This window comes from Enterobacter sp. HG048 (genome assembly GCF_024702055.1).
Classification (GTDB): Bacteria; Pseudomonadota; Gammaproteobacteria; order Enterobacterales; family Enterobacteriaceae; genus Enterobacter; species Enterobacter dykesii.
On record NZ_JANLIZ010000016.1, the window covers coordinates 1 to 13237 of the forward strand.

A 13237-nucleotide genomic window follows, 5' to 3' on the forward strand; every position below is an offset into this window, starting at 1 on the left:
CTCCAGCCACAGCCGCCTGCACGGCAGCAAATCCTACCGCGTGCCGTGGGCGTACGACGACGAGTCCTGCGACGTGGTGCGCCACTTTACGCAGCTGAAATGTCAGCTGATGCCGTATCTGTATCGTCAGGCGGCGCTGGCCCGCGAGTTCGGCACGCCGATGCTGCGGGCGATGATGCTGGAGTTCCCGGACGATACGGCGTGCGATTATCTCGACCGCCAGTACATGCTGGGGGATGCGGTGATGGTCGCGCCGGTGTTCTCCGAGGCGGGCGACGTGCAGTTCTATCTGCCGGAAGGCCGCTGGACGCACCTGTGGCACAACGACGAAATTCAGGGCAGCCGCTGGCATAAGCAGCAGCACGATTTCATGAGCCTGCCGGTCTACGTGCGCGACAACGCCCTGCTGGCGCTGGGTAACAATAACCAGAAGCCGGACTACGCGTGGAACGCTGGGACGGCCTTCCAGCTGTTTAATCTGGACGATGGCGCAACGGCGGTGAGCGAAGTGCCTGCGGCGGACGGCTCCGTGGCGTTTACGCTGAAGGCGTCACGTCGGGGCGATATCGTGACCTTTACCGGCGCGGGAGACGCGCAAAACTGGTCGGTGTGCTTGCGCAACGTACAGAAGGTGAGCGGCGTAAAAGGTGGTTCACATGCGGGCAGCGAGTGGGGTGTAGTGGTGAAAGCCGAGGGGAATGAGGTGGTGGTTCACCTCTGAACCGCAAGGTATTGTGCGGTCTGATGCCCGCACCCTGACCCTCTCCCACAGGGAGAGGGAACAAACATCAAAAACGGCAACAGGGTTGCCGTTTTGCATTTACCTTGTGGTCGATACCTCGCCACCCGCCATAGTCTGCTGCACCTGCTGTTTATCCATATTTACCGCGCTCAGCTTCGCATTCACCGTTGGCTTCAGCGTGGCATTTGCCTGCACGCTGCCGCTGGCGGTGAGCTGAATATTGCCGTCGCCCGTAATCGGCAGCGCAGGCCAGCCCCACTGCTGCAGCACGTTGAGCGGCACGCCGCGCCCGTTCAGGCTCACCGTGGTCTGCCGCTGCGGCAGCTGTGAAACCGTCGCCGTGGCTTCCAGAATACCTTTTTCGGTAAAGGCGCTCAGGTCGGTAATGTTCACCGTGGCGGCGTTCGCATTCAGCGCCAGCGACGGACGGCGCACGTCCACGCGGTTAAAGGTGGCCGCCGCGCCGTTCAGCGTGGCGCTGCCGCCCCACACGCCCCACTTATGGTCTTGCGCTAGCTGCAGGTTAGCCCCATAGCCATCAAGAGAGGTGATCTGCCACGGGAAAGCCGGATCGATATCGATCACCAGGTTGCGGCTCAGGCCGAATTTTTTTAGCGTCACGCTGTTCAGCCATTCCGGCAGAGGCTCCATCCACAATGTTTTCCAGTTCTGCGGCAGGGTGTACTCCAGCCCGGCGATGGCAACATCGTCCAGCACCAGCGCTTTACCGTCGCGCAGCCAGTTACCGGACGTGCGCACCATGCCGCCCTCCCAGCGGGAGGTGAACTGACGCAGCGCCATGCCCTGCGGGGAAAACTCCGCATTCAGGATCGGATCAAAAAGATGCAGCGAGCCGTAGATAAACTCGCTGGCATTCATGGACAGCCGGCCTTCCTGGCTCTGCCAGTCGCCTTTGCTGAGAGTCAGGTTGCGCAGGCTTAGATCGAGATCGGTCACCGCCCAGTCCGGGCCCTGAAGCCGGGCGTCGGTTACGTCCAGACGACCAATCTGTAGAGAGGGGATAGTGGCCAGCGGCGCGAAGAACGCCATCAGCGTTTTATCGCTCTGCAGGCGGATCTCGTTCAGGCGCATCGTGTCGATAATCCAGCTCCCGTCGGCGTTGCGCAGGGCGGAGCCGGTGAGTGAGCCACGGGCCATATCGGCGCCAATCGTTTTCAGCACCACTTCCTTGCCGTTGAGCTGGCCCTCGATCAGCACGTTGGTCGCCGGTACACCGTTCAGGGTCAGCGAGCCCGCGCTCATCTGGATCTGCGCGTTGTTCCCCAGCACGTTGCCCGCTTCCGGCTGCCACGGGCTGACGCCGCCCGTGACCTTCTGCGCGCTCAGGTCCCATTCGGTATTCGGGCTGTTAAACGCCATGTTGTTCAGCTGCAGGCGATCCGTCTGGAAGGGCAGCGGTGCCGTCTGGGGCGAGAGATTCAGGGTGCCGTCGAACAGGGTGATGGTGTCCATATGCAGCGGATCGGTTATCTGGCGGCTGCTCAGGCCGATATCGACTTTTTTGGCGACCAGCGTGGCGGGTTTACCGTCCCGACCGAAGGTGACGTTTTCCAGAATGATGTGGGAAGGCGACGAAAAGCGGTGATTCATCTTGTCGAAACTGAGTTCGTAGTCGGTATTCACCGTCACCCAGCTGCTGACCTGAGACGCGCCCCAGCGGGTCTGGAGCAGAATGTAGAACGCCAGCAGCACAATGAGCAGGGCTACCAGAAGATAGATGAGGAGCTTTCCAATAAATTTCATGGTCTTCCATCCCGCAAAACGCACATAAGGGAGTTATGCACGATTTATGCGCAATCCTCAAGGCGGGAATGGTGTAATTAGATGTCACGGCAGGCATTGACTGCCTGCCGTGAAGAGGATCAGTTCTTTTCAGGCGGGAAAACGAGGTTCAGAACGATAGCGGTGATACCGCCCGCGGCAATGCCGGAAGAGAGCAGGTTTTTCACCCAGTCAGGCGCAAACTGCAGGATCAGCGGCTGCTGGGAAACACCCAGACCAACGGCCAGCGACAGCGCGATAATCATGATCGCGCGGCGGTTCAGCGGCTCGCGGGAGACAATACGCACGCCGGAGGCCGCGATAGTGCCGAACATCACCAGCGTCGCGCCGCCCAGCACCGGCTCAGGAATGTGCTGCACAAAGCCGCTTACCGCCGGGAACAGGCCGAGGACGATCAGCATCAGCGCCACCACGAAGCCAACGTAGCGGCTGGCCACGCCGGTCAGCTGGATCACGCCGTTGTTCTGACCGAAGCAGGAGTTCGGGAAGGTGTTGAATACCGCAGAGACAAACGAGTTCAGGCCGTTCGCCAGCACGCCGCCTTTCAGGCGCTTCATGTACAGCGGGCCGGAAACGGGCTGCTCGGAGACGTCCGAGGTAGCGGTGATGTCACCGATGGTCTCCAGAGAAGTGATCATAAAGACGAGCATCAGCGGCAGGAGCAGACCCCAGTCAATGCCCAGACCGTAGTACAGCGGCGTAGGAACGACGATCAGCGCACTGTTGGTCGGCGCGGTGTTTTCCGGCAGCATGCCCAGCGCCCACGCCAGCAGGTAGCCCGCCGCCATGGCGATCACCAGCGAGGCGACGCGGAGGTAAGGATTACGCTGACGGTTAAGCAGAATAATGATCGCCAGCACGACACCCGCCAGCAGCAGGTTTTTCGGCGCGCCGAAGGTGTGGTCGCTCATTGCGGCATAACCGCCGCCGATGGAGGTGAGGCCCACCTGAATCAGCGACAGGCCGATAATCATCACCACCACGCCGGAAACCAGCGGGGTAATGACGCGGCGAGCCAGATGCAGAACGCGGGAGATGACCATCTCCGTGCAGCTGGCCAGCATCAGAGTGCCGAACAGCGCCGCCATCATGGTTGGGACATCCGCACCACCGGTTTTCAGCGCCGTACCGCCCATGATCAGCGGTGCCACGAAGTTAAAGCTGGTGCCCTGAATCGACAATAAACCTGACCCCACCGGACCCCACGCTTTAATTTGAATAATCGAGGCCACGCCGGAGGCGAAGAGAGACATGCTGATAATGTGCTGCGTGTCCTGCGCCGGTAAGCCGAGCGCCTGACAAATCAGCAGCGCCGGGGTGATCACCGCAACAAACATCGCCAGAAGATGCTGGCAGGCGGCGAAAAGCGTTTGCGGCAGCGGCGGGCGGTCTTCAAGGCGGTAAATCAGTTCGCTATTTTGCTTCTGCGCAATCGGTTGCGCATCAGGCGACTCTATGGTGTTTACGGACATCGGCGGCAATCCCACGGTGGAAAAGCGGGCATTTTATCTGACCACCTGGTAAAAGCAAACGATTGCCAGCAAAAAAAGGGAAGAAAATCTGCCGTTGTGAGCAGGTTTTCTACAACGCGTGGGGAAAAAAAATTACACTTTTTGCGCCGGGGGCTCATGAAGAGCGCAACCCGGCCCAGGATAACGCCGCGTGTGTATGGAACACGCGCATTACAGGAGCCTTTTATGATTCATCTCGATACGTTGTCGACCCTTGTTGCCGCAACGCTGGTTCTTCTGCTTGGTCGCAAGCTGGTACATAGCGTTTCCCTTCTGAAGAAATACACCATTCCTGAACCTGTCGCCGGTGGCCTGCTGGTGGCGCTGGCCCTGCTGATACTGAAAAAAAGCATGGGCTGGGAAATCGATTTTGATATGTCCCTGAAAGACCCGCTGATGCTGGCCTTCTTTGCCACTATCGGCCTGAACGCCAACCTGGCGAGCCTGCGCTCGGGCGGTAAGGTGCTCGGCGTATTCCTGATTGTGGTGGTGGGGCTGCTGCTGATGCAAAACGCCATTGGCATCGGCATGGCAACGCTGCTGGGGCTGGATCCGCTGATGGGTCTGCTGGCGGGGTCGATTACACTTTCGGGCGGTCACGGAACCGGGGCCGCGTGGAGCAAGCTGTTCATCGAGCGCTATGGGTTTGAAAACGCGACGGAAGTGGCGATGGCCTGTGCGACCTTTGGTCTAGTGCTGGGTGGCCTGATTGGCGGCCCGGTGGCGCGGTATCTGGTGAAGCACTCCACCACGCCGAACGGCAGGCCTGACGATGAGCTGGTGCCGACCGCGTTCGAAAAGCCGGACGTCGGGCGCAGCATTACCTCGCTGGTGCTGATTGAAACTATCGCGATGATCGCCATCTGCCTGACCGTGGGCAAAGTGGTTGCGCAATGGCTGGCGGGTTCCGCGTTTGAACTGCCGACGTTTGTCTGCGTGCTGTTTATCGGGGTGATCCTGAGCAACGGTCTGGCGCTGATGGGTTTCTATCGTGTGTTTGAACGGGCGGTATCGGTGCTCGGCAACGTCTGCCTGTCGCTGTTCCTGGCGATGGCGTTGATGAGCCTCAAGCTGTGGGAGCTGGCCTCTCTGGCGCTACCGATGGTGGCGATACTGGCGGTGCAGGCGCTGTTTATGGCGCTGTACGCCATGTTCGTGACCTGGCGCATGATGGGCAAAAACTACGATGCGGCGGTGCTGGCGGCGGGTCACTGCGGGTTTGGTCTGGGGGCCACTCCAACGGCTATCGCCAACATGCAGGCGATCACCGAACGGTTCGGGCCATCGCACATGGCGTTTCTGGTGGTCCCGATGGTTGGCGCCTTCTTCATTGATATCGTCAACGCGCTGGTGATCAAGCTGTACCTGATGCTGCCGATGTTTGCCTGACATCAGGCGTTGGAATAACGCTCGGTTTCCGGCATCCAGCGCTCAATTAACGCTGCCGCCTGTTCGGGGTAGCGTTCATGAATATGGCGGGCGAGGCGCTGAACCTCGGGGATCATGGCCTGATCGCGCAGTAAATCCGCAACCTTGAATTCCGCGTTACCCGTCTGACGCGTGCCCAGCAGTTCGCCCGGGCCGCGGATCTCCAGGTCTTTTTGCGCAATCACAAAACCGTCGTTGCTGTCGCGCAGCACCTGCAACCGCATCTGTGCGGTTTTGGAAAGAGGTGCTTTGTAGAGCAGTACGCAGTGGGACGCAACCGCGCCGCGGCCGACGCGCCCGCGCAGCTGGTGGAGCTGGGCAAGGCCGAGACGCTCCGGGTTTTCGATGATCATCAGGCTGGAATTCGGGACGTCCACGCCAACTTCGATCACCGTGGTGGCGATCAGCAGATGTAAATCACCCTGTTTGAACGCCTGCATTACTGCCTGTTTTTCGGCAGGCTTCATGCGTCCGTGAACCAGACCCACGTTCAGCTCCGGCAGCGCCAGCTTAAGCTCTTCCCACGTTGCTTCGGCAGCCTGCGCTTCCAGCAGTTCAGATTCTTCAATCAGCGTACAGACCCAGTAGGCCTGACGCCCTTCCTGGGTGCAGGCGTTGCGCACGCGGTCGATGATATCGCTGCGGCGCGTGTCGGGAATGGCGACCGTGGTGACCGGCGTACGGCCCGGCGGCAGTTCATCGATGGTGGAGGTATCCAGATCGGCGTAAGCGGTCATCGCCAGGGTGCGTGGGATTGGCGTGGCGGTCATGATCAGCTGATGCGGGTGGAAGCCCTGCTGCAGCCCTTTCTCCCATAATGCCAGACGCTGATGCACGCCGAAGCGGTGCTGCTCGTCGATTATCACCAGCGCAAGACCGTTAAACTGCACCTGCTCCTGGAAGATGGCGTGCGTGCCGACAATCATCTGCACCTGCCCGCTGGCAATAGCCTCCTGTTGCGCAAGGCGCGCTTTGCCTTTTTGCTTTCCGGCAAGCCAGCCCACTTCAATCCCGAGTGGCGCAAACCAGGCGCGGAAATTGTTGGCGTGCTGTTCAGCCAGCAGCTCGGTCGGCGCCATTAGCGCCACCTGTTTACCGTTAGCAATCGCGCGCAGGGCCGCCAGCGCGGCAACCAGCGTTTTACCGGAGCCCACATCGCCCTGCACCAGGCGCATCATCGGCACGTCGAGCGCCATATCGCGTTCAATCTCGGCGGTGACGCGCGCCTGCGCGCCGGTGGGTTTAAACGGCAGCGAGGCCAGCAGCTTATCTTTGAGCGCATCATTCTGGCTTAACGGCTGAGCGTGGAAACGCTGCGCGCCCGCGCGAAGCGCCAGCATGCTCAGGTTATGTGCCAGTAATTCCTCAAGGATAAGACGCTGTTGTGCGGGGTGTTTGCCGCTTTCTAAATCGCTGAGCTGCAGCGTTGGCGGCGGGCGGTGCAGGGTTCGCAGCGCCTCGGGCAGGCTCATCATGCCCTGCGCCAGTTCGGGCGGCAGCAGCTCGGTAATGGCGCAGGTATCCAGCAGCTCCAGCGCCTGATCGGTGAGCTTGCGCAGCGTGGCCTGCTTGATGCCTTCGGTCGTCGGGTAAACCGGAGTGAGCGTCTCCTGCATTTCCGGCGTGCTGAGATCGCCCTGCACGCGGTACTCCGGGTGGATCATCTCTGCGCCGTATTTCCCGCGTTTGGCTTCGCCATAGGCCAGCACCCTGCGGCCCGTCGCCAGGCTGTTTTTCATCGCCGCACTGAAGTTGAAAAAACGCATGGTGAGAATGCCGGTGCCGTCGCTGATCTGGCAGGTCATCATCCGGCGTCCGCCGAAGGTGATGTTGCAGTTCAGGACTTCGCCTTCAACGGTGGCGTAAATGGCGGGAAGAAGATCGCCAATCTTGTAGAGCTGGGTGCGGTCTTCGTAACGCAGGGGGAGATGAAGCAGGAGATCCTGCACGGTGTGCAGGCCAATTTTTGCCAGCTTATTGCTTTGCGCCGCGCCCACGCCCGTCAGGCTGTTAAGCGGGATGGCATCCAGCAGGCGGCCTTTCATCGCTTACCCGGCGTACTGCATGGTGGCCCACCACTCGGCATCGGCTTCAATTTCGCCCTGCGCGTTGACGTGGGGGTAAGGCAATTTTTTCTGCTTCGCAACGCGAGCCAGCACCGGATAACCACCTTCAAACAGCAGGCGCTGCTGCTCATCTGCCGGCAGCATGCTGTTGCTGCGCTCGTACATCCCGGCGTTCTGACGCTGACGCTGCGCTTCATACAGAATGAGTGCGGACGCTACGGAGACGTTCAAAGACTGCACCATGCCGATCATCGGAATGATGATGTCACGATCCGCCAGATCCAGCGCTTCCTGGGTGATCCCGGTTTTCTCCTGACCCATCAAAATGCAGGTTGGGCGCGTGTAGTCGATCTCGCGGAAATCTACGGCTTTGGCGGACAGGTTAGTGGCCAGGATCTGCATCCCGCGCCCTTTCAGGTGCGATACGGCTTCGCCAATAGTGTGATGATTTTTGACAGACACCCAGCTGTTGCTGCCTGCCGCCGCCGAGACCGTATTGCGCATACGGCCGTCCGGCCAGACGGCGTGCACTTCATGCACACCGACGGCATCTGCGGTACGAACGATAGCAGAGACGTTATGAGGTTTATGCACCTGCTCCATGCAGACCGTCAGGTCAGGCTGACGCCTGGCGAGCATTTCGCAGATACGTGCATAACGTTGTGAATTCATAAACCTAGTTTCGGTTTCGGGTGACTTTAATCACGTCCGGCATGACGCGGATCTTGCGCATAATATTCGCCAGATGCACGCGGTCGCGGGCGGTCAGACGAATAAAGGCGCTGTACACGCGGCCATCTTTTTCTTCCGTATTCAGGCTCTGAATGTTGGAAGAAGCCGTGTTGATCGCTGCCGTCAGGTTCGCCAGGGCACCCTGATGGTTGAACATATCCACCTTAATTTCGGTGATAAATTCCTGCGCGGTCTCTTTATCCCACTCGACCGCCATAAACTTCTCGGCTTCTTTCTGGTAGCCGCGAATGTTACGACAGGACTCGTGGTGGATAACCAGCCCTTTACCCGGGCTGACGTGTGCAATAATCGGGTCGCCAGGTATTGGACGGCAACATTTTGCGAAGGTGATCAGCACCCCGTCTGCACCTTTAATCGGCAGGTGTCCATGGCTTTGCGTGGTTGCAGGCACCGCTGTCGTGTCGCCTTGCTGCAGGTTCTTCGCCACCACCACGCTCATGGCGTTGCCGAGGCCAATCTCTGCCAACAGGTCGTCAAGTGACGCGAGCTTCATGCGCTCCAGCTCACGCTGGACGTTCTCCTGCGGAATTTCAGCCAGCTTACGGCTGCCGCCCAACGCGTGGTTGAGCAGACGACGCCCCAGGCTGACGGAATCATCGCGCTTGAGGTTTTTCAGCAGCTGGCGAATTTTGGCGCGCGCTTTGGAGCTCACGACAAAGTTCAGCCAGGCCGCGTTCGGACGTGCGCCCGGCGCGGTAATAATTTCTACCGTCTGGCCGCTGGAGAGCGGCTGAGACAGCGGATAAGGCTGTCTGTCGACACGCGCGCCGACGCAGGCATGCCCGATATCGGTGTGCACGGCGTAAGCGAAGTCGACCGGCGTGGCGCCCGCAGGCAGTTCGACAATGCGACCTTCTGGGGTGAAAACGTAAATCTCATCCGGGAAGAGATCGGATTTAACGCTCTCGATAAATTCAAACGAGCTACCCGCACTCTGCTGAAGCTCCAGCAGGCTCTGCATCCAGCGCTGGGCGCGGATTTGTGCGGTTGTACTGCTTTCTCCACCGTGCTCTTTATACGCCCAGTGTGCGGCAACCCCCATCTCTGCCATCTGGTCCATGTCTTCGGTGCGAATCTGCACCTCAACAGGCACACCGTGTGGCCCGATCATCGAGGTGTGCAAAGATTGATAGCCGTTCGCTTTTGGAATGGCGATGTAATCTTTCATGCGCCCCGGACGTGGTTTGTAGAGGCTGTGCATCTGCCCCAGCACGCGATAGCAGGTGTCCGAGTCGTGGACGATCACGCGGAAGGCGTAGATGTCCATGATCGAGTGAAAACGCTGCTCCTTGAGCACCATTTTGCAGTAGATGGAGTACAAATGTTTCTCGCGACCGCTGACGCGGCACGGGATTCCCGCTTCCTGTAAGCGCCCTTCAATTTCCGAGAGGATTTTTTGAATCATCTCTTTACGGTTACCGCGTGCGGCTTTCACCACCTCTTTAATCACGCGATAGCGGTTCGGGTACAACGCTTCAAAACCCAGCTCTTCCAGCTCGGTTTTAATGTGGTGAATACCTAAACGGTGCGCCAGCGGACTGTAGATTTCAAGGGTTTCACGGGCAATGCGGCGACGTTTATCCGGGCGAAGTGAGCCCAGCGTGCGCATGTTGTGGGTACGGTCAGCGAGTTTGATGAGAATGACGCGGATATCCTGCACCATCGCCATAATCATCTTGCGGAAGTTTTCGGCTTGCGCCTCTTTCTTGTCGCGGAAATTCAGCTTATCAAGCTTAGAGACCCCTTCCACCAGTTCGGCAACGCTTTTGCCAAACAACTGTTCCATGTCCTGATAAGTGGCTGGGGTATCTTCGATCACGTCGTGCAGCAGAGCGGCCATCAGCGTTTCGTAGTCGAGTTTCATCTCGGCCAGAATACAGGCCACCGCTACCGGGTGCGTGATATAGGGTTCACCGCTTGAACGTGTCTGGCCCTCGTGAGCGTCACGTGCAACGAGATACGCCTGCTGAAGACGCTTAATCTGGTCTTCAGGCAGGTAGGTTTGAATCAGTTGATTCAGGCTTTCAAACAGATACAAGGGCGACCCGCAGGTTTAATTAACGACGACCTTCAGCAATAGCGGTTACGGCCTGCAGTTCTGCGGCTTCCTGCTCTTGCTGCTCCTGGCGCTCACGCACGTCGAGGATCTGGTTGTTGATCAGACCTTCTTCGATTTCGCGAAGTGCAATAACGGTGGTTTTATCGTTTTCTTCCGGTACCAGCGGATCTTTACCGCCTACCTGCATCTGACGAGCGCGACGCGCGGCGACCAGCACCAGGTCAAAACGGTTACCAATTTTCTCTACAGCGTCCTGAACAGTTACGCGTGCCATACTTAAAATGCTCCACAGGTGAAGAAATGACTGGGCATGATACTGAAAGTGGGTTCAGTCTGCCAACAGTTTGGTGATTAATGCGTCATGTCGCTGCTTCTGGCGGCTCATACGCAGACGTTCTGCACGAAGAATGGTTTTGAGATCGCTCAGCGCGGCATCAAAATCATCATTCACAATAAGGTAATCATATTCCGCGTAATGGCTCATTTCTGCAACAGCCTGTTCCATACGCTTTGCGATCACTTCTTCGCTGTCCTGACCGCGGCCACGCAGGCGGCGATCCAGCTCATCTTTCGATGGCGGTAAAATAAAGATACTGCGCGAGTCAGGCATTTTCTTACGAATTTGCTGTGCGCCCTGCCAGTCGATATCCAGGAACACATTCACGCCCGTGGCCAGAACCTGCTCAATGGTTTCACGCGAGGTACCGTAGTAATTACCAAATACTTCAGCGTGTTCAAGAAACGCGTCTCTGCCGATCATCGCTCTGAACTCGTCGTGATCCACAAAGAAATAGTGTTCACCGTGCACTTCACCCGGACGCGGCGCTCGCGTGGTGTGAGAAACAGAAACCTGCGTGTCGTACAACGGTTGGGTTTTTAACAGTGCCTGAATAAGGCTGGATTTACCCGCGCCACTAGGGGCAGAAACAATATAAAGCGTGCCTTGAGCCATGAGAGTCTTTTGTATGTGTTAACGAAGAAGTCCTACATACGGGCTTATTATACACGTCACCGCCGTGTGACGTAGCCTTTGTCACACTTTTTCCCCTGGATTATTGAATTTTGCGTGCCGTTTTCAGGTTTTATCTGTGGTTTTCAGCAACCAAAAGAAACACCGGATAGCGTCTCGCATTGTGAAATGTTGCCGTTAGCGTTGTTTCAGGCATCCGGGTATACCTCCTGCAATGAAAAGGAGGGGTAGCGATGTGGCGATGGATAAGCGGGTTAATGCTGTTGTGGTGTGGCTATGGCGCGGCGGTGTGCCCGGTGTGGTCGCAGGCAAAAGCAGAAAAAGAGATGGCGTCGTTAAGCGCGCAAATCAAAGGTTGGGATGAGGCTTACTGGAAGCAGGGCGTGAGTGAAATCAGCGACGAGGCTTACGACCAGCTTCACGGGCGGTTAACGCAGTGGCAGCGCTGTTTTGGCAGTGAGCCTTCAGAAGAGAAACTCCCGGCGCTGACGGGAAGCGTAAAACATCCCGTTGCCCACACGGGCGTGCATAAGGTGGCTAGCAAAGAGGAACTGAGGCAGTGGATGCGTGCCCGACAGCATCTGTGGCTGCAGCCGAAAGTTGACGGTGTGGCGGTGACGCTGGTCTATCGTGACGGAAAGTTAGTCCAGGCCATCAGTCGCGGTGATGGCCTGAAAGGGGAAGACTGGACCGATAAGGTGCGTTTAATCCCGTCGGTTCCGCAAAAGCTCACCGGCGCGCTGGCGAATAGCGTCTTACAGGGCGAGCTTTTCTGGTTATGCGACAACCACATTCAGAACCAGATGGGCGGAATGAACGCTCGCGCAAAGGTAGCGGGGGCGATGATGCGGCAAAAGGATAACTCGCTATTGAGCAAGATCGGCGTATTCATCTGGGCCTGGCCGGACGGACCGAAAGATATGCAGACCTCTTTAGCTGAACTGTCTCAGGCTGGTTTTACGCTGTCGGCACGGTACACGCTACCCGCCGATTCTGTCGATGCCGTCGAGAAGCAGCGCGCTGCCTGGCACGTGACCGCATTACCCTTTGCCACGGATGGCATTGTGGTGCGTTCGGAGGATGAACCTGCGGGCGAAGAGTGGTTACCGGGAGAAGGCCACTGGGTTGTCGCGTGGAAATATCCTCCTGCAGCCCAGGTCGCTGAGGTGAGTGATATTCATTTTTCCGTGGGGCGCACGGGCAAAATTTCCGTTGTAGCAGCGCTGGAACCCGTACAACTGGATGATAAACAGGTGCAGCGGGTGAGTCTGGGCTCGGTTGGGCGCTGGCAGAGTCTGGATATTGCTCCGGGGGATCAGATACAGATCAGCCTGGCCGGGCAGGGTATCCCCCGGTTTGATAAGGTGCTCTGGCGCGGAACGGACAGACATAAACCAGAGCCACCAGTCTCGCGCTATCATGCTCTTAGCTGCTTCTATGCTTCGCCGGAGTGTATGGAGCAGTTCTTTGCCCGGCTAACCTGGCTCAGTTCAAAGCAGGTATTCGATATTGAAGGAGTAGGCGAGTCAGGCTGGCGGACCCTCTGGCAGGCGCATCATTTTGAACATCTCTTTTCATGGCTGTTATTAACGCAGGCGCAGCTGCAGGCTACACCGGGTTTTTCCTCAGCACGCGGGCTGGCGCTCTGGCACCGATTTAATCTGGTGCGCGAGAAGCCGTTTATCCGCTGGCTCATGGCAATGGGTGTGCCATTGACCCAGGCTTCGCTGAAGGCGATGGGAGACATATCGTGGCAGAAGATGAGCGGGCGCAACGCAAAGGACTGGCAGACCCTGCCGGGAACAGGAGAGGAGAAAGCACGACAAATCGTTAACTGGATTCACGCGCCTCAGATTGATGTGCTGGCGAAATGGCTCGCTGAACAGCACATCAACGGGTTCTGAA

At 58.1% G+C, this 13237-nt stretch carries 10 protein-coding genes; 3 read left to right on the forward strand and 7 right to left on the reverse strand.

Going from position 1 to position 13237, the window contains the following annotated elements; all coding sequences use genetic code 11:
- Positions 1 to 721 (forward strand): TIM-barrel domain-containing protein (locus tag NUX24_RS17030; RefSeq protein ID WP_308280949.1); only part of this gene is annotated, 721 nt, incomplete at its 5' end.
- A gap of 99 nt (positions 722 to 820) precedes the next feature.
- On the opposite strand, the gene NUX24_RS17035 is transcribed toward NUX24_RS17030, so the two are convergent.
- A complete protein-coding gene (locus tag NUX24_RS17035) occupies positions 821 to 2506 on the reverse strand; it encodes an AsmA family protein (RefSeq protein WP_257833012.1) in 1686 nt (561 codons plus the stop codon).
- Positions 2507 to 2625: 119 nt separating this feature from the next.
- Positions 2626 to 4017: a xanthine/proton symporter XanP gene (gene xanP / locus NUX24_RS17040; RefSeq protein ID WP_023309879.1), complete on the reverse strand. Its 1392-nt coding sequence runs from the start codon at positions 4015 to 4017 to the stop codon at positions 2626 to 2628.
- Positions 4018 to 4242: 225 nt separating this feature from the next.
- Here xanP and gltS point away from each other — a divergent pair, with 225 nt between their 5' ends.
- On the forward strand, positions 4243 to 5445 hold the full coding sequence (gltS, locus tag NUX24_RS17045; RefSeq protein ID WP_042714437.1) for a sodium/glutamate symporter: 1203 nt from the start codon (positions 4243 to 4245) through the stop codon (positions 5443 to 5445).
- Positions 5446 to 5447: 2 nt separating this feature from the next.
- Here gltS and recG read toward each other — a convergent pair whose 3' ends face one another.
- Genes recG through gmk form a run of 5 tightly spaced genes read right to left on the reverse strand, consistent with a single transcriptional unit; the run spans position 5448 to position 11314 of the window.
- A complete protein-coding gene (gene recG, locus NUX24_RS17050) occupies positions 5448 to 7529 on the reverse strand; it encodes an ATP-dependent DNA helicase RecG (RefSeq protein WP_257833016.1) in 2082 nt (693 codons plus the stop codon).
- A gap of 3 nt (positions 7530 to 7532) precedes the next feature.
- Positions 7533 to 8222, reverse strand: coding sequence for a tRNA (guanosine(18)-2'-O)-methyltransferase TrmH (trmH, locus tag NUX24_RS17055; RefSeq protein WP_257833017.1), 690 nt, complete (start codon positions 8220 to 8222; stop codon positions 7533 to 7535).
- 4 nt (positions 8223 to 8226) lie between these two features.
- Complete coding sequence (gene spoT / locus NUX24_RS17060; protein ID WP_023309883.1) at positions 8227 to 10341, reverse strand: bifunctional GTP diphosphokinase/guanosine-3',5'-bis pyrophosphate 3'-pyrophosphohydrolase; 2115 nt, start codon at positions 10339 to 10341, stop codon at positions 8227 to 8229.
- A 19-nt stretch (positions 10342 to 10360) separates the two neighbouring features.
- The gene (rpoZ, locus tag NUX24_RS17065; protein WP_000135058.1) at positions 10361 to 10636 is read right to left on the reverse strand and encodes a DNA-directed RNA polymerase subunit omega; all 276 of its coding nucleotides are present in this window, start codon (positions 10634 to 10636) and stop codon (positions 10361 to 10363) included.
- 54 nt (positions 10637 to 10690) lie between these two features.
- On the reverse strand, positions 10691 to 11314 hold the full coding sequence (gene gmk / locus NUX24_RS17070) for a guanylate kinase (protein WP_010426438.1): 624 nt from the start codon (positions 11312 to 11314) through the stop codon (positions 10691 to 10693).
- Positions 11315 to 11565: 251 nt separating this feature from the next.
- Between gmk and ligB the strand changes: the two genes are divergently transcribed.
- Positions 11566 to 13236 carry an NAD-dependent DNA ligase LigB gene (gene ligB, locus NUX24_RS17075; RefSeq protein ID WP_257833021.1) on the forward strand — a complete coding sequence of 557 codons (1671 nt, stop codon included), beginning with the start codon at positions 11566 to 11568 and terminating at the stop codon, positions 13234 to 13236.
- Position 13237 lies beyond the last annotated feature (1 nt).

Excerpts from the sequence above, each read along its gene's own strand:
- trmH (WP_257833017.1), bottom strand. The coding sequence starts at position 8,222 with ATGAATTCACAACGTTATGCACGTATCTGCGAAATGCTCGCCAGGCGT.
- NUX24_RS17035 (WP_257833012.1), bottom strand. The coding sequence starts at position 2,506 with ATGAAATTTATTGGAAAGCTCCTCATCTATCTTCTGGTAGCCCTGCTC.
- xanP (WP_023309879.1), bottom strand. The coding sequence starts at position 4,017 with ATGTCCGTAAACACCATAGAGTCGCCTGATGCGCAACCGATTGCGCAG.
- recG (WP_257833016.1), bottom strand. The coding sequence starts at position 7,529 with ATGAAAGGCCGCCTGCTGGATGCCATCCCGCTTAACAGCCTGACGGGC.
- rpoZ (WP_000135058.1), bottom strand. The coding sequence starts at position 10,636 with ATGGCACGCGTAACTGTTCAGGACGCTGTAGAGAAAATTGGTAACCGT.
- gmk (WP_010426438.1), bottom strand. The coding sequence starts at position 11,314 with ATGGCTCAAGGCACGCTTTATATTGTTTCTGCCCCTAGTGGCGCGGGT.
- gltS (WP_042714437.1), top strand. The coding sequence starts at position 4,243 with ATGATTCATCTCGATACGTTGTCGACCCTTGTTGCCGCAACGCTGGTT.
- ligB (WP_257833021.1), top strand. The coding sequence starts at position 11,566 with ATGTGGCGATGGATAAGCGGGTTAATGCTGTTGTGGTGTGGCTATGGC.